This window comes from Luteibacter yeojuensis, assembly GCF_000964085.1.
GTDB classification, from domain to species: Bacteria; Pseudomonadota; Gammaproteobacteria; order Xanthomonadales; family Rhodanobacteraceae; genus Luteibacter; species Luteibacter yeojuensis_A.
On sequence record NZ_JZRB01000022.1, the window covers coordinates 32,182 to 46,751 of the forward strand.

A 14,570-nucleotide genomic window follows, 5' to 3' on the forward strand; every position below is an offset into this window, starting at 1 on the left:
CTGGCGGTACCGTCTGCCCCCGCAGGGTGGGAAAGACACTGAGGATGCCAATGGGCGGGGAACTCCATTTCGCCAAGAACTTCCGTGACCAGAGCCAGCAGCAGGGCACCGGCGCGGGGTTCCAGTTCGATTTTTACTGCGAAGACTGCAACGACACCTGGCGCTCGCCGTTCGAGCCCTACCGCAGCGCGCAGGCGGCCGGCTGGCTGCAGCGCCTCAGCGGCGTGGCCAGCGGCTTCCTGGGCAACGTGGGCAGCACGCTCGACGACGCGGCCGACGGCTATGCCCGTGCCGGCTGGGGCACCGCCCGCGACGAGGCGCTGCGCGATGCCATCGAGAAAGCCAAGGCGCACTTCCACCGTTGCGCCCGCTGCAGCAGCTACGTCTGCGACAAGTGCTGGAACATCGAGCAGGGCCTGTGCCATCGCTGCGCCCCCAGCATCGAGGCGGAAGTGGCCGAGGCACGCCACGGCGGCCTGGTCGAGAAGGCCCGCGAGGACGCCCGTGCGCAGGGCATGGAAAACGCGGCGAAGGTGGACGTGAAGGCGCAGAAGCAACTGGCCTGCCCCGCCTGCGGCGCGGCCACCGGCGGCGGCAAGTTCTGCCCGGAGTGCGGCACCTCGCTCAACCAGGTACGCACCTGCGCGGGCTGCCAGCACGAGGTGCCACCGGGGTCGAAGTTCTGCCCGGAGTGCGGCAAGGCCGCCTGATCAGTCGTCGTCGTGCGACCAGCCGCCCCGGCGCGGCTTGCCGCCGGGTTTCGGCCCGGCCTTGCGGCGCAGGCGGGCCTCCATCGTGGCCGCCTGCTCCTCGCGTTCCTCGTGCAGCTTGAGGAAGTTGCGCCAGCGCTGCGGCGAGAGCTCGCCCGACGCCAGCGCCGCCTGGATGGCGCAGCCCGGCTCCTTGCCGTGGCCGCAATCGGCGAAGCGGCACTGCGCCGCCAGGGCCTCGATATCCGCGAACAGGTCGAGGTTCTCCTCGCCCGTGAGCTTCAGCTCGCGCATGCCTGGCGTATCGATGAGGCAACCGCCCGTGGGCAGGCTGAGCAGCGCACGGTGCGTGGTGGTGTGGCGGCCGCGGCTATCGTGGTCGCGCACGGCGCCCGTGGCCATCTTTTCCTCGCCCAGCAGCGTATTGGTGAGCGTGGACTTGCCCGCGCCCGATGAGCCCACCAGCACCGCGCTCATGCCGGGCCCCAGGTAAGGGGCCAGCAGGCCGACGGTGGCCGGGTCCTTGCCATTGATGGCGTGCACCTCGGCCTCGGCCGGCAGGCGCGCGCGCAGCGACGAGACCGCCGCTTCCACGTCCACGCCCGTATCGGCCTTGCTCAGCAGCACCACCGGGCGGGCGCCCGAGCCCTCCACCAGCGTGAGGTAGCGCTCGATGCGCGAGGGGTTGAAGTCGCCATCGAGGCCCGTGAGCACCAGCACGTAATCGATGTTGGCGGCAATGACCTGGCGCTCGTAGCGCTCGCCGGCGGCCGCGCGGGTGAGCGTGGAACGGCGCGACAGCACGGCTTCGATCACCGGGTGGCTGGCATGGCTGAGCAGGACGAAATCGCCGACGGCGGGGCGCAGGGCCGGGTCGAGGCCGCGTTTCAGGAACTGGCCGGCCGGCTGCGCGTTGAAGGCGGCGGTGCCGTCATGGACCTCGTAGCCCGCGCGGTGCTGCGCCACGACGCGCGCGAGGCGTCGTGGATCGTCGGGCAGGGCGTCGTCGCGCCAGCCGATGTGACGCAGTCGCGCCAGGCCTTCTGAGTCGGTCATGCCCGCGATTATGCCCGCTCCGGGCCCGAATTCCGCCTCGCCGGGCCATCCGGACGCTGCTAGGATCGGGCAGAACCGCAACGGAAGACCCAGAACGTGTCCTCGATCAAGCCCAGCGCGCACCTGGCGGAAGTGCGCTACGAAATCCGTGGCGCCCTCACCCGGCGCGCCCGCGACATGGAAGCGGCCGGCCAGCCGATCATCAAGCTGAACATCGGCAACCCCGGCCGTTACGGGTTCACCACGCCCACCCACCTGCGCGAGGCCATCGCCACCCACCTGGGCGATAGCGAGGCCTACGGCCACGAGCAGGGCCTGGAAGAAGCCCGCGACGCCATCGTCGCCCAGCAGGCCGCCCGCGGCGCCGTGGGCGTCGACGCCGAGCACGTGTTCATCGGCAACGGCGTCAGCGAACTCATCGATATCTCCCTGCGCGCCCTGCTGCAGCCGGGCGACGAAGTGCTGCTGCCCAGCCCCGATTACCCGCTGTGGAGCGCCGCCACCATCCTCAACGATGGCAGCCCGCGCTACTACCGCTGCCTGGCCGAGAACGGCCACCTGCCCGATCCGGACGAGATCGATGCCCTGGTGGGCCCGCGCACGCGCGCCCTCGTGCTCATCAACCCGAACAACCCCACGGGCGCCGTGTACCCCAGGGCCCTGCTGGAACGCATCGTCGCCGTCGCCCGCAAGCACCACCTGCTGCTGCTGTGCGACGAGATCTACGACGAGATCCTCTACGACGGCACGCCGTTCCAGCCGCTCGCGGCCGTGGCCGGCGACCACCCCTGCGTCAGCTTCGGCGGCCTGTCGAAAGTGCACCGCGCGTGCGGTTACCGCGTGGGCTGGATGAGCCTCAGCGGCGCGAAGGCCCGCATCGCGGAGTACCGCGACGCGCTGCAACTGCTCGCCGCCCTGCGCCTGTGCGCCAATGTCACCGCGCAATGGGCCGTGCGCCCCGCCCTGCTCGACAAGCCCACCATCGGCGAGCTCACCGCGCCCGGCGGCCGCCTGCACGAGGCACGCCGCATCGTGCTCGACCACGTCGCGGCCAGCCCGTACCTCGACTGCGTATCGCCCGGCGGCGCCATCTACGCGTTCCCGTGGGTGCGCGCCGATGCCATCGCGCACTTCGACGACACCGCGTTCGCGCTGCGCCTGCTCGAGGAAGAAGGCGTGCTCGTGGTGCCCGGCACCAGCTTCAACCTGCACGCCAGCCGCCACCTGCGCCTCACGCTGCTGCCGGAACCGGCGCAGCTTGCCGAGGTGTTCACGCGCATGGACCGCGTGCTGGGCCGCATGGCCGCCGAGGACCGCCCGCCCGCCAGCGCCGTCGCCTGATGCCGGCCATCACGTTCCTCGCCCTCGGCGATTCGTACACCATCGGCGAGGGCGTGGCGGAAAACGGCCGCTGGCCCGTGCAGCTCGCCGCGCGCCTGCGCGAGGCACGCTTCGACGTGCAGCCGCCGCGCATCATCGCCACCACCGGCTGGACCACCGATGAGCTCTCCGCCGCGATGGGCGCGGCCACGTTCGACAAGCGCTACGGCCTCGTCACGCTGCTCATCGGCGTGAACAACCAGTACCGCGGGCGCTCCGCCGAGGAATACCGTGAGCAGTTCGTGGCATTGCTGAAACGCGCGGGCACACTCGCAGGGGATGTGCGCCGCGTGGTGGTCGTGTCGATCCCCGATTGGGGCGTCACGCCGTTCGCCGAAGGCCGCGATCGCAAGAAGATCGGCGAAGAGATCGATGCGTTCAACGCCATCGCGCGTTACGAATCGCAACGCGCGTTCGCCCGCTGGGTCGACGTGACCGGCATCTCGCGCAAGGCGGCCAACGAAGTCGTCGACGACGGCCTGCACCCCTCAGCCGCGCAGTATGCGAAGTGGGTACAAGCGATCCTGCCCCAGGCCGAAGCAGCGATCAAAGAACTCTAGACCCGCCGAAACACTTCTGTGGGAGCGCGCTTGCGCGCGATAGGCTTGCAGCAAGCCCCATCGCGCGCAAGCGCGCTTCCACATTGATCAGTAACGCCCCACCGAAGGATCCACCTCACGCGCCCAGGCATCCATGCCACCTTCCACGTTGAACAGGTGGGTGAACCCATGGGCCGCGAAGCGCTCGGCAGCCGCGCGGCTGGAGATGCCGTGGTGGCAGATGAAGGCGATGGCCGTGTCCTTCGGCAGCGAGGCCAGGGCCTCGTAGCCCTCGTCCTCGAGGATGCGCGCGCCGGCCAGCGGGGCGACCATGGCGCGGCCGTGGGCCGGGCGGACGTCGACGAGGAGAATGTCGCCCGCGGCGAGGCGGTCCTTCAACTGGTGCACGGTGAGCGAGCCGATCTCGACCGCGCCCGGGAACTTCAGGCTGAGGCCTTCGCCCTGCACGGTGGTGACCCAGTCGATCACCACGCCCTTGGCGCGCTGGGCGCTGCCCGGGTCGAAATGCACTTCGATGCCGTTGGCGACGGTGACGATGTCGTGGCTGCCGGCCGGGGCCAGCTGGAAGCCGGCCGAGTGGTCCGGGCCGATCTCCAGGTGCAGGGCCATGCCCTGGGCATTGGCCATGCCGCCGCGGATGGCTTCGGCGGCCTTGTCGGTGATGGTGATCTCCGGCGGCGTGCGGTCCGGCGGGGCGTTGCCGAACAGCGTGTAGAGCTCACCGCTGGTGTAGAGCTGGCGGATGATGTCCGAGCCACCGATCAGCTCACCCTTCACGTAGAGCTGCGGGATGGTGGGCCACTGGCCGTATTCCTTGATGCCCTCGCGGATTTCCGGGTCTTCCAGCACGTTGACCGTGTGGTAGGCGTCGACCACGTCGTTCAGCGTGTTGGTGGCGGCGGCGGAAAAGCCGCACATCGGCTGCTGGCGCGTGCCCTTCATGAACAGCACGACCTCGTGCTGGGCGAGGAGGGCTTCGATGCGCTCGCGGGTGGGGGTATCAAGTGCCATGGAGGGGATCACCGCTAGGGGAAAGGGGCCATTTTACCGGCATCCCCCGCACATGGGCGCTTTCATTGTGAAATCAACCCACCAGCGAGGGTTCCGCCGTGAGGGTGGAGAGGTCGTTGCGGCAATCGGCCAGCGGGGCGAAGCTCAGGACGGCCTCCGGCGAGGGCAGTACCGTCTCACGGCTGGCGCGACCGAGCGGCGTGTAGCGTTCCGTCCAGTGGACCAGTTCCATGGCGCCGGTGAAGTCCTCGACCAGGGCGGTGCAGTGCTCCACCCAGTCGCCGTCGTTCAGATACAGGATGCCGTTGATCGGCCGCACGTGGCCGAAGTGGATGTGGCCGCAGATGTGCCCATCCACGCCCCGCTCGGCGGCATCGGTGGCCACCCGTTGCTCGTAGCCACGGATGTACTCCATGGCCAGGCCCACGTGCGATTTGATGATGATGGAGAGCGGCATGTACGGCAGCTCCATCCGGCGGCGCACCGAATGCACGCGGCGGTTCGCCCAGCAGATGACGCGGTGCATCGCATCACCCAGCAGGGTCAGCCAGCGCTTGCCGATGTGCTCCGGGTCGAACTCGTCGCCGTGGCTCACCCGGTAGCGGCGGCCGTCGGCACCTTCGTGCAGGGCATCCAGTTCCACGCGGATACCGGCGATGGTCGAGCCCGCCAGGCCGCGCATCTGGTAATCGTGGTTACCGGGTATGTAGATCACCTCCACGCCGCGCGCGGCCATGGCGATGAGTTCGGCGATGACAGCGCTGTGGTCGGGATGCCACCAGTGGCGCTTGGCCAGGGCCTCGAGGTCGACGATGTCGCCCACCAGGTAGAGGCGTTCGCAGTTGACGCTCTGCAGGAAGTCGAGGAGGTAGGCAGCCTTGCAATCGGGCGTGCCGAGGTGCACGTCCGAGATGAAGGCGCTGCGGCAGGTCAGCTTGGCCATGGCGGCGGTTTCCGGGGTGGTCCCGGGTCGCCAGTGTGTGGGCACGCTGTAACCAGTGGATGGCGCTCGTGTTTCAGGATGGTTGCGGCGGGCAGCCGCGTTTCATGTGGGAGCGCGCTTGCGCGCGATGGGGTTACGGCAAGTACATCGCGCGCGAGCGCGCTCCCACAGGTGTTTAGAGAAGCAAGGCAAATAGAGTCGCGGCTTCGATCATCTCCACCATCGCCCCTGCCGTGTCGCCAGTGAAGCCGCCAATGCGTTTCATCGTGGCGCGACGCCATAGGACGCCGACGATGAGTGCGGCCACCAGGGCCTTCAGGCCGGTGAGCATGAAAGCGCACGTTGCGATGATCGCGATGACCAGGGCGATGCGGCAGCCTAAGGCCGGTGCGCCGCGTAGTGGGGCGCCGAGGCCGTTTTCGCGGACGTAGGGGGTGGTGAGGAACAGGGCGACTAGTGCGGTTCTTGCTAGTAGGGGTGGGAGGATGAGTTGCCAGGCAAGGCTGCCGTAGAACCAATCGCGCACAGAGTGCGCTCCTACAAAAGCGGTTAGTGCCGAGAACTTCAGCAGGGACAGCAGGATCAGGGAGATGACGCCGGCGGGGCCGCAGCGGGGGTCTTTCATGATGGTGAGCGTGCGGTCGCGGTTGCCCATGCCGCCGATCCAGGCGTCGGCGCTGTCGGCGAGGCCGTCGAGGTGGAGGGCGCCGGTAATGGCGACCCACACCAGCAGCATCACCGCGGCCGCGGGCAGCGGGTCGAGGTGGCGCAGGCACCAGGCCGCGAGCACGAAGATGAGGCCGAGCACGAAGCCGACGAAGGGGTACCACTTCAGCGACGCGGCCTGCGCGCGGACATCCCACTGCACCGCCGGCATGGGGATGCGGGTGAGGAAGCCGAAGGCGATGACTAGGCCGCGCATGCCGTTTTCCATGGGATGGCATGTAGCGAGGCATGCGGAACGTCGATGCTGGCCATGTCCGCAAGCGGACGGCCCTCTGCCACGCAGCGCAGCAGACGGATGGCACCGCCGTGGGTCACCACGAGCACGCGTGCATCGGGCGCCTCGGCGGTGATTGTGTCCATTGCCGCCGCAAGGCGCGCATGGAATGCGGGGATCGTCTCGGCCCCGGGCGGCGGGTTGGTGACAGGGTCGGCCCAGAACCGCCCGAGCGCCTCGCCCTGTTCTTCCGCCAACGTCGCGACGGGAACGCCCTGCCACTCACCAAAGTGATATTCGGCGAGGCGCGCATCGATGCGTAACGGCACGCCGCGCGCCGCGGCCAGCTCCTCCGCGAACCGCGCGCAGCGCGCGAGCGGCGACGTGACGATGCGGTCCAACCCCTGCCCTTCCACGGCCGCGCGCAGCTGCGACCAGCCCAGCGCGCTGAGCGGGTCGTCGAGCTGCCCGCGAAAACCGGCCTGGCCGGTATCGCCATGGCGCAGGAGGTGGATGCTCACGCTTCGGAAACCCCGGCTTCGGCGAAGGTCGCCATCGACCCGTGCAGCGTACACGCCATGCGCAGCAGGGGCACGGCCACGGCGGCGCCGCTGGCCTCGCCCAGGCGCATGTGCAGGTCGAGCAGCGGCGTGGCCTGCAGCGCGTCCAGGACGCGCCCGTGGCCCCGCTCGTGCGAGCGGTGGGCGAAGATCATCCAGGGGCGGGCATCCGGCCGCAGCGCGACGGCGGCCAGTGCCGCGGTGGTGGCGATGAAGCCGTCAACGAGGATGGGCAGCCCGCACTGCGCGGCGTTGACGAAGGCGCCCGCCAGCGCGGCGATCTCGAACCCACCGTAGTGGCGCAGTTTGTCGCGCGGGGTATCGGCCGCCGCATGGACACGCAGCGCATCGGCGATGACGACGGCCTTGCGGGCCACGCCCTGCTTGTCCAGGCCCGTGCCCGGGCCCGCCAGCGTCTCGGGCTTCTCGCCCAGCAGCGCGCATGCGAGCGCACTGGCCGCGGTGGTATTGCCGATGCCCATGTCGCCGCCGATATAAAGCTCGGCGCCATCGGCCATGGCGCGCGCGACGCTGCGCACGCCGGCATCGAGCGCCGCATCCAGTTCATCGTCCGTCATCGCGGGTACGTGGCGCAGATTCCCCGTGGATGACGCGATGATGTCGCGGCGCACGCCGGGGATATCACCGGGATCGTTCACCGTGCCGAGGTTCACCACCTCAAGCGTGGCGCCCAGTTCGCGTGCCAGCACCGAGATGGCCGCGCCGCCGCGGGCGAAGTTGCGCAGCATTTCGCCCGTAACCGCCTGCGGGAACGCCGAGATGCCTTCGGCCGCCACGCCGTGGTCGCCCGCGAAGACGGCGATGTGCACGCGATCGACCCGCGGCCGCTTGCGCGATTGCAGTGACGCCAGCTGGATCGCCAGCGCCTCGAGGCGCCCCAGCGAACCCGGTGGCTTGGTCAGCGTATCCTGCCGTTCCGCGGCCGCGGCGGCCGCCGCGTGGTCGGGGACGCGGCAGGGCACGGTCATCCAGCGTTTCATGGCAACGTTCCTTTCAATACGAGGGGGAGCCCGGCGGCGACGAACACGACGCGATCGCACACGCTGGCGAGGGATTGGTGCAGGCGCCCGGCCTCGTCGACGAAGCGCCGCGTGATTTCGCCCAGGGGCGTGATGCCGAGGCCGACCTCGTTGCTGACGAAGATGATGTCGCCACCGGGCTCACCCGCCGCCGCGAGCAGGTCGGCGTGCTCGGCATCGAAGTGGATGCCTTCTCTCATCCACAACGCGTTGGAGAGCCACAGCGTGAGGCAGTCGACGAGCACGAGATTCCCAGCGGCCACATGCGTGCGTAGCGTGGTGCCGAGGGCCAGCGGCTCCTCGATGGAAAGCCATGTGGAGGGACGCCGCGCGCGATGGTGCGCGATACGCACGGCCATCTCGTCGTCGAGCGCTTCGGCCGTGGCGACGTACACCACCGGCTTGCCGCTATCGATGGCCAGCTTTTCCGCCAGCGCGCTCTTGCCCGAACGGGCGCCCCCGAGGATAAGTGTCTTCATCCGTCCAGTCCGAACCATGCCGCCAGGCGGTGGGTATCCAGGTGTTGGTCGATCGCATCCGCGATACGGCCGATCGATGCATCGCGCAGCGCGTGGATATCCAGCGGCGCGGCGTTGTTCACGCCCATGTGCGCAAGGAGTGCCGCGAGCGCATCAGGATGGTCGAACAGGCCGTGCAGGTAGGTTCCCATGACAAGGCCGTCATCGGACATGGCGCCGTCGTGTTTGCCGATTAATAACATCGGTCGCGCGAGCGCGGGGCCACTGGATACACCGCAATGGATTTCGTAACCGCTCACGGATGCGCCGCTTTCTGCGAGCGTGCCCTCGACCTGCCGCAACTGCTTCCGCGGGCCCATCGTCGTTTCCATGTCGAGCAGGCCGAGGCCGGCCGTCGAGCCGGGCGCGCCTTCGATGCCATCGGGATCATGCACGGCGCGGCCGAGCATCTGGAAGCCACCGCAGATCCCGATCACGTGGCCGCCATAGCGCACGTGGCGGAGGATGGCCTTGTCCCAGCCGCGCTCGCGCAGCCAGGCGAGGTCGGCGCGCGTGGCCTTGGAACCGGGCAAGACGATGACGTCGCATGCGGGGAAGGCGTCGCCCGGGCCGACAAAGAGGCATTCCACGTCGGGATGCGCGCGTAGCGCATCGAAGTCGTTGTGGTTGCTGATGCGCGGGAACGCGGGCACCGCGACGCGCAGCCTCGCACCGTCGCGTGCCTCATGCGTGCGAGGTAGCGCATCTTCCGCTTCCAGCACCAAGCCATGCATGTACGGCAGCACGCCAAGGACGGGCTTGCCAGTTTCCTCCTCAAGCCAGTCAAGGCCCGGCTGCAGCAACGCGATGTCACCACGGAAGCGATTGATGACGAACCCGACGATGCGCTCGCGCTCGCTCGGCGACAGCACGGCCAGCGTGCCGACGAGGTGCGCGAACACGCCACCCCGGTCGATGTCGGCGACGAGCACCACCGGGCAGTCGACGGCCTCGGCATAGCCCATGTTCGCGATGTCGCGGTCGCGCAGGTTCACCTCGGCGGGGCTGCCGGCGCCTTCGACGACGATGGCTTCGTACGCCTCAGAAAGCCGCGCGTGCGAGGCGAGCACGGCGTCCATGGCCACGCGCTTGTAGGCGTGGTAGCCCACGGCGTCCATGTTGCCCACGGGGTGGCCGTGCACGATCACTTGCGCCCCGGTATCGCTGTTGGGCTTGAGCAGCACGGGGTTGAAATCGGTGTGCGGCGCCACGCCCGCGGCCTGCGCCTGCACGGCCTGGGCGCGCCCGATCTCGCCGCCATCGACCGTCACCGCCGCATTGAGTGCCATGTTCTGCGGCTTGAACGGCGCGACGCGCACGCCTCGCCGGGCGAGCCAGCGGCACAGCGCCGCCACCACCGTGCTCTTGCCGGCATCGGAGGTGCAGCCCTGCACCATCAGCACGCGGGCGGTCATCGCATCACCTCGGCCAGGGCGGCGGCCAGGCGCGCGAAGCCAGCGTCGTCGGGCGGGAGGCCGAAGCGCAGCGCGGCGGGCTCGGCGAACAGCCGGACGAGGATGCCGCGCTGGGCGAGGCCTTCGTGGATGCGCGCCGCGTCGGCGTGCCGGGTGTATTGGAACAAGTCGGTACCGCCATGGGGAAGGAGGCCTGCGCCACTCAGCACGTCCGCGAGCTGCTCGCTCTCTTCGCGCAAACGGGCGCGCATGGCTTCCTGCCAGCGGGTATCGCGCAGCGCCTGCGTAACGGCGAAGCGCGTGGGCCCCGTGAGCGTCCACGGGCCAAGCTGCTCGCGCAGGGCATCGAGCAGCGCGGGCCACGCGGCGACAAACCCCGCCCGCGCCCCCGCCAGGCCGAAGAACTTACCGATGGACCGGAGCAGGATGAGGCCATGGCGCGGCTGGAGGAAGGTCTCGGGGCGTGTGTCGCCAAAGGCCTCGTCAACAATCACCCAGCGCTGCCTCCCCTGTAGGAGCGCGCTTGCGCGCGACATCTTTTCGCGAGGAGCACCAGGCCCTGTTGCCTTTCGCGAAAAGATGTCGCCCACGAAGTGGGCTCCTACAGTTTCGCCTGTCGGGTTGTTCGGGGAGATGAAGACCAGCACATCGAACTCGTCGGCGCGGTCTAGCAGCTCGCCCATCGGCAGCAGCGCTACGTCATGGCCCGCCTCGCGCCATGCGTGCGCGTGCTCGGCGTAGCCAGGCGCCAGCACGCCCACCCGCGAGCGGGGGCGCAGGCGTGGCAACGCCTGGATGGCGGCCTGCGTGCCCGCGACAGGTAGAAGCTGTTCGCAGCCGTAGTAGGCGCGCGCCGCATCGAGCAAGCCGTCTTCGTCCTCGGGCAGCCGGTGCCACGCGTCGGCGGGCACGGGTGGCACGGGCCACGCGTGCGGGCTGATACCGGTGGAAAGATCGAGCCACTGCTCGCGCGGGATGCCATGCGCGGCCGCGGCGCGGGCGAGGCGGCCACCGTGTTCAAGCATGCGCGGCCACCGCGATCACCAGTACGGCGGCTACCCATGCGATGACGCCACGGTCGACGAGGCGTAGCGCGGCACGGATGCTCGACGCATCGGGTGCATCGCCCTCCCCCAGCCCGGGCCGGTGTTGCCATTGGCCGTGGTAGGGCGCAGGCCCGCCCAGCGTGACGTTCAACGCACCGGCACCCGCGGCCATCACCGGCCCGGCGTTCGGGCTTTTCCAGCGCAGGCCCTGTTCGCGCCAGCAACGCATGGCGCCATCGAAGCGCCCCACCCCGGCATACGTGAGCGCCGTGAGCCGCGCCGGGAAGAAGCCCAGCGCATCGTCGATGCGCGCCGCGGTTTCACCAAAACGGAGAAAGCGCGGCGTGCGGTAACCCCACATGGCATCCAGCGTATTCGCCAGCCGGAACAGCAACGCGCCCGGCCCGCCCAGCAGCACGAACCAGAACAACGCGCCGAACACGGCGTCGTTGCCGTTCTCAAGCACCGATTCCGTCGCCGCACCGGCGACCTGCGAGGCATCCAGCGCCTCGGTGTCACGGCTCACCATCCAGCCCACCGATGTGCGCGCGGCGGCAAGGTCGCCGCGTTCCAGCGCGTCGGCGATGGGCCGCGCGTGCTCGCCCAGGCTGCGGCGGCCGATGGCCGTGTAATGCACGAGTACGTCGAGCACGAACGCGAGCCACGAGGGCACCAGCGCGCGCACGACGGTAAAGACGATGAGCGGCGCCACCACAGCGAGGCTCCACGCCACGATGCCGGCCGCACGCGTGTCCCGGTGCACCCGCCGCTCGATCATCGATGCATACCGGCCATAGCCCACCAGCGGATGGAAGCGCTTCGGCTCGCCCACCAGCGCATCCAGTGCCACCGCAAGCAGCATGGCCAGCGCGATGCTCATGGCAGGAACAGGCGCGCCGCCGCGTCGGGGTTCGACGGGAAATAGAAGTGCACGAAGCTGGCCGTCATGCGGCCCCGGCGATACACGGCCTCGGCGGTCGGCCCGCCGTTCGGGTTCGTCGCAAGCGCCAGCGGCTCGGCGTCGATCGTTGCCCGTGCGTAGTGGAACGAGTGGCCACGCAACTCGCCCTCGGGCAAGGCCACGCCCTGCATGCCCAGCGCGGCCATGCGCGGCTGCATCGCCGCGTGGCCATGCAGCAGGCCGGCCATGGGTGCGACATGGCCGTCGCGGTCGGCAAGGCGGTCCAGCGCGTAAAGCAGGCCACCGCACTCGGCGAGCAGCGGCTTGCCCGCCGCCACGTGGGCATGCAGCGCCGTGCGCAGATCGTCGCGAGACGCCAGCGCATCGAGGTGCAGCTCCGGATAACCACCTGGCAACCAAACGGCATCGCAAGGTGGCAACGCATCGCCTGCCAGCGGCGAGAAAAACACAAGCTCCGCACCTGCATCGCGCAGCACGTCGAGGTTCGCGGGATAGAGAAACGCGAACGCCGCGTCACGCGCCACGGCGATCCGCACGCCGCGCAACGACACGCCAGGCGATGCACGCCGCACCGGCATGAAGGTTACCGGGCCCGGTAACGCCAGCGGCGATCGCGACGCCAAGGCATCCGCCAACGCATCAAGCCGCGCATCGAGGTCATGCAACTCATCGGCCGACACCAGCCCCAGATGCCGCTCCGGCAACGCCATGCCCGCATCGCGGGGCAGCGCGCCATGCCACGCGAGCCCGGGCGGCAGGCTCGCCTGCAGCAACGTGGCGTGGTAATCGCTCCCCACGCGGTTGGCGAGCACGCCCTGCACGGTGATATTGGCGCGGTACGTCGCCAGCCCGTGCGCCAGCGCACCAAAGGTCTGGGCCATGGCCGAGCCATCGATGACGGCCAGCACGGGTAGCCCGAAGCGCGCCGCAAGGTCGGCGCTCGACGGCGAGCCATCGAACAGCCCCATCACGCCCTCGACCAGGATCAGGTCCGCATCACCGGCGGCCTCATGGAGCCGCGCGCGGACGTCGTCCTCGCCGCCCATCCATGCATCCAGCTGGTACACGGGGGCGCCACTGGCCCGGCCAAGGATCATCGGGTCGAGGAAATCCGGCCCCGTTTTGAACACCCGCACGCGCCGCCCCACGCGCGCATGCGCCCGCGCCAGCGCCGCCGTGATGCTCGTCTTGCCCTGCCCTGAGGCCGGCGCGGAGACGAGCAGCGCGGGGCACTGGCGGGTCACAGCTCGATGCCCTTCTGCGCCTTGATGCCCGCCTGGAACGCGTGCTTCACCACGCGCATCTCGGTGACCGTATCGGCGATGGCCACCAGGTCGTCGGGCGCGCCGCGGCCGGTGATGGCCACATGCTGGCGTTCCGGCCGCGCCAGCAGCACGGCGATGACGCGGTCGAGCGGGATGTACCCTTTCACCAGCGCGATGTTGAGTTCATCGAGCAACACGTAGTCGTACGCGGGGTCGCCCAGCATGCGCTCGGCCACGCCCCACGCCGCCATGGCGGCGGCGATATCGCGTTCGCGGTCCTGGGTTTCCCAGGTAAAGCCCTCGCCCATCACGTGGTAATCCAGCCCATCGCCTTCGAACCTGCGGAAGAAGGCCTCCTCCCCGGTGGAGAAGCTGCCCTTGATGAACTGTACGACACCACAGCGGAAGCCGTGGCCGAGTGAACGCGCCAGCATGCCGAAGCCCGACGAGCTCTTGCCCTTGCCATTGCCGGTGTTCACCACCAGCACGCCGCGATCGATGGTGGCCCGCGCGATGCGCCGGTCCACCAGTTCCTTCTTGCGTTGTGCCCTGTCCTTGTAGCGCGACGCGTCATCCATGTCGCGCCAGGCGGGCGTGTCGCTCATGCGTGCGCGGCCGGCCGGCCACCCTGGCGCGGGAGGAAGTGCGCGATGACGGCATGCACCACCTGCGCCACCAGCACGTACATGGCCGCGGCACGCACGAACAGTGGCGCCCACTGCATGAAGCGCGCGAGGTACTCACCCATGTTCGGGTTCGTGTAGCGGCCACCGAACCAGTAGAACGCACCGTTGGATACGGCGTAGCTGAGCGTGGCGCACACGAGCAGGCCAAGGAATACCAGCCCGTGCGAACGCAGCGACCCGTCGAAGCGCGGCGCCAGCAGGCGGCCGCCGTACCACAGCACGGCGTACGCCAGCGGCATGAACGAGTACGCCACCGTGATGCAGAAGTCGCTCACGCCCGCATAGCTCACCGAGTACCAGTCGATGAGCACCGACAGCACCACGAAGGCGACGAAGGCCAGGTGCCTGCGCAGGTAGATGCCCCCGAGGAAAAACAGGGCCATGGACATGTCGGGCAGGTGCAGCATGTCGCCGAAGTGGTGGAAGCGCGTGGCGATCATGCAGATCGCGAAGAACGCGGCCACGGCGGCGAACGCGGGGCGGGAGAGCGGCTTCATCGGGGTGTCCTCCGGGTATCA

The 14,570-nt window shown here is 69.4% G+C and carries 16 protein-coding genes; 3 read left to right on the forward strand and 13 right to left on the reverse strand.

Going from position 1 to position 14,570, the window contains the following annotated elements; all coding sequences use genetic code 11:
• Positions 1 to 50 precede the first annotated feature (50 nt).
• Positions 51 to 710, forward strand: a complete 660-nt coding sequence (locus tag VI08_RS11080; protein ID WP_198148926.1) for a zinc ribbon domain-containing protein — start codon at positions 51 to 53, stop codon at positions 708 to 710.
• Here the strand turns inward: VI08_RS11080 and rsgA are convergent, their stop codons facing one another.
• Positions 711 to 1,766 (reverse strand): ribosome small subunit-dependent GTPase A, encoded by a 1,056-nt coding sequence (gene rsgA, locus VI08_RS11085; protein WP_045829652.1) that lies wholly within the window; start codon positions 1,764 to 1,766, stop codon positions 711 to 713. It lies immediately after the preceding gene.
• A 96-nt stretch (positions 1,767 to 1,862) separates the two neighbouring features.
• On the opposite strand from rsgA, the gene VI08_RS11090 reads away from it, so the two are divergent.
• Both VI08_RS11090 and VI08_RS11095 read left to right on the forward strand, forming a co-directional pair.
• Positions 1,863 to 3,107, forward strand: a complete 1,245-nt coding sequence (locus tag VI08_RS11090; protein WP_045829653.1) for an aminotransferase class I/II-fold pyridoxal phosphate-dependent enzyme — start codon at positions 1,863 to 1,865, stop codon at positions 3,105 to 3,107.
• Positions 3,107 to 3,706, forward strand: a complete 600-nt coding sequence (locus VI08_RS11095) for an SGNH/GDSL hydrolase family protein (protein ID WP_045829654.1) — start codon at positions 3,107 to 3,109, stop codon at positions 3,704 to 3,706. Before VI08_RS11090 ends, VI08_RS11095 begins: the two co-directional genes overlap by 1 nt.
• Before the next feature lie 87 nt (positions 3,707 to 3,793).
• Here VI08_RS11095 and grxD read toward each other — a convergent pair whose 3' ends face one another.
• The 12 genes from grxD to VI08_RS11155 form a co-directional block, all read right to left on the reverse strand.
• Complete coding sequence (grxD, locus tag VI08_RS11100; protein ID WP_045829655.1) at positions 3,794 to 4,717, reverse strand: Grx4 family monothiol glutaredoxin; 924 nt, start codon at positions 4,715 to 4,717, stop codon at positions 3,794 to 3,796.
• 73 nt (positions 4,718 to 4,790) lie between these two features.
• Positions 4,791 to 5,660 carry a UDP-2,3-diacylglucosamine diphosphatase gene (locus VI08_RS11105; protein ID WP_045829656.1) on the reverse strand — a complete coding sequence of 290 codons (870 nt, stop codon included), beginning with the start codon at positions 5,658 to 5,660 and terminating at the stop codon, positions 4,791 to 4,793.
• A 175-nt stretch (positions 5,661 to 5,835) separates the two neighbouring features.
• Positions 5,836 to 6,582 carry an adenosylcobinamide-GDP ribazoletransferase gene (locus tag VI08_RS11110; RefSeq protein ID WP_045829657.1) on the reverse strand — a complete coding sequence of 249 codons (747 nt, stop codon included), beginning with the start codon at positions 6,580 to 6,582 and terminating at the stop codon, positions 5,836 to 5,838.
• The gene (locus VI08_RS11115) at positions 6,570 to 7,121 is read right to left on the reverse strand and encodes a histidine phosphatase family protein (RefSeq protein WP_045829658.1); all 552 of its coding nucleotides are present in this window, start codon (positions 7,119 to 7,121) and stop codon (positions 6,570 to 6,572) included. The genes VI08_RS11110 and VI08_RS11115 overlap by 13 nt, the downstream gene beginning before the upstream one ends.
• Entirely contained in the window at positions 7,118 to 8,161 is a 1,044-nt protein-coding gene (cobT, locus tag VI08_RS11120) for a nicotinate-nucleotide--dimethylbenzimidazole phosphoribosyltransferase (RefSeq protein ID WP_045829659.1), read from the reverse strand. The genes VI08_RS11115 and cobT overlap by 4 nt, the downstream gene beginning before the upstream one ends.
• Positions 8,158 to 8,679 (reverse strand): bifunctional adenosylcobinamide kinase/adenosylcobinamide-phosphate guanylyltransferase, encoded by a 522-nt coding sequence (gene cobU, locus VI08_RS11125; RefSeq protein WP_045829660.1) that lies wholly within the window; start codon positions 8,677 to 8,679, stop codon positions 8,158 to 8,160. Before cobU ends, cobT begins: the two co-directional genes overlap by 4 nt.
• The gene (locus VI08_RS11130; RefSeq protein ID WP_045829661.1) at positions 8,676 to 10,133 is read right to left on the reverse strand and encodes a cobyric acid synthase; all 1,458 of its coding nucleotides are present in this window, start codon (positions 10,131 to 10,133) and stop codon (positions 8,676 to 8,678) included. Before VI08_RS11130 ends, cobU begins: the two co-directional genes overlap by 4 nt.
• Positions 10,130 to 11,158, reverse strand: a complete 1,029-nt coding sequence (cobD, locus tag VI08_RS11135; protein WP_045829662.1) for a threonine-phosphate decarboxylase CobD — start codon at positions 11,156 to 11,158, stop codon at positions 10,130 to 10,132. Before cobD ends, VI08_RS11130 begins: the two co-directional genes overlap by 4 nt.
• Complete coding sequence (gene cbiB, locus VI08_RS11140; protein WP_045829663.1) at positions 11,151 to 12,059, reverse strand: adenosylcobinamide-phosphate synthase CbiB; 909 nt, start codon at positions 12,057 to 12,059, stop codon at positions 11,151 to 11,153. The genes cobD and cbiB overlap by 8 nt, the downstream gene beginning before the upstream one ends.
• The gene (locus VI08_RS11145; RefSeq protein ID WP_045829664.1) at positions 12,056 to 13,345 is read right to left on the reverse strand and encodes a cobyrinate a,c-diamide synthase; all 1,290 of its coding nucleotides are present in this window, start codon (positions 13,343 to 13,345) and stop codon (positions 12,056 to 12,058) included. Before VI08_RS11145 ends, cbiB begins: the two co-directional genes overlap by 4 nt.
• Positions 13,342 to 13,944 carry a cob(I)yrinic acid a,c-diamide adenosyltransferase gene (gene cobO, locus VI08_RS11150; RefSeq protein WP_157006653.1) on the reverse strand — a complete coding sequence of 201 codons (603 nt, stop codon included), beginning with the start codon at positions 13,942 to 13,944 and terminating at the stop codon, positions 13,342 to 13,344. Before cobO ends, VI08_RS11145 begins: the two co-directional genes overlap by 4 nt.
• 23 nt (positions 13,945 to 13,967) lie before the next feature.
• On the reverse strand, positions 13,968 to 14,549 hold the full coding sequence (locus VI08_RS11155; RefSeq protein ID WP_045829666.1) for a hypothetical protein: 582 nt from the start codon (positions 14,547 to 14,549) through the stop codon (positions 13,968 to 13,970).
• Positions 14,550 to 14,570: the final 21 nt, after the last annotated feature.